This window comes from Nonomuraea sp. NPDC050691 (assembly GCF_040654455.1).
In the GTDB taxonomy this organism is placed as follows: Bacteria; Actinomycetota; Actinomycetes; order Streptosporangiales; family Streptosporangiaceae; genus Nonomuraea.
Genome location: NZ_JBFAIA010000388.1, coordinates 1 through 1,052, shown reverse-complemented (window position 1 = coordinate 1,052; position 1,052 = coordinate 1). Strand labels below are relative to the sequence as shown.

Genomic DNA, 1,052 nt, shown 5'->3' with positions numbered 1-1,052 from the left:
GATGCCGCCGCCGAGTCGCTGCCGCCACACCGCGGCGGCGCGCACCGTCTCCGCGTCGGCGGCGAGCACGGCGCCGCGGACGCCCTGCAGGCTCTTGTAGAGCGAGACGTACACCGAGTCGAACAGGCCGGCGATCTGGTCGAAGGGCCGCCGGTAGTAGGTCTGCGCCTCCCAGAGCCGGGCGCCGTCCAGGTGCGCGGCGGCACCGGAAGCCCGGACGAGCGCGACCTGGTCGCACAGGTCGTCCCACTCCGGGAGCAGGCCGCCGAGGTCGCGCTGCGGCAGTTCCCAGACGGCCGCCGCGAGGGGCTCGCCGATGGCCGCGAGGTCTCGTGCCGTCATCAGCTCGAAGGGATCCCCGGTGCGGTGGAAACGCAGGCCGTGGACGGCGTTGTACCCCTGCTGCTCCCACACGTCCAGATGTGACTGCGGGTGGGCGGCGAAGGCGCGGCGTCCACGCGCGTCGGCGTGGACGCGGAGCGCGGCCTGCTGCGCCATCGTCCCGCTGGGGAAGAAGAGCGCGCTCTCCTTGCCCAGCAGGCCGGCCAGCCGGCGCTCCAGCGCCGCCACGGGACCGTCGGGGCCGTCCGGCGGGGTGTCCTCGTCCACCAGCAGGAGCATCTGCTCCAGCATCGCGCGCGGCCTGCGCCGGAGGGGCGCGTGGAGGAACAACGACCGCCACACGGGCGTACCGCCGGAAGACACGTCAGGCATGAGGGCTCCACTTATTGCGAATAATATGCAAGAGCATGCTAGTCGCTATACGGGCGCGCAGCCAGCGGGGTTCTGGAACGCTAGGCGGGGGGCGCGCACGCGCACGCCATGGTGACCATGACCCCGCGGTCGCGGTCGACGTGCTGCACCGAGCCGTTGCCCAGGCAGTAGCGGCACGCGGAGGCGGCGGCGACCATCGGGTCCAGCCAGCGCGGGTCCTCCCACACCGGCGGTGGCCGGTCCGGGGGCTCGGGCCGCCGCGCCGGGTCCGCGCCGCCGCCCACCCAGCCGCGCCCCCGGCAGACGACGCAGGCCAGGGACAGCCGGCCGAGCCGCTG

2 protein-coding genes are annotated in these 1,052 nt (G+C 74.3%); both read right to left on the bottom strand.

The annotated features are described in order from the left end of the window. A partial coding sequence (locus tag AB0H81_RS44985) for a beta-eliminating lyase-related protein (protein ID WP_358388801.1) occupies positions 1 to 714 on the bottom strand: 714 nt, incomplete at its 3' end. Positions 715 to 794: 80 nt separating this feature from the next. Further along, positions 795 to 1,052: hypothetical protein (locus tag AB0H81_RS44980; RefSeq protein WP_358388798.1), on the bottom strand; the 258-nt coding region annotated here is incomplete at its 5' end.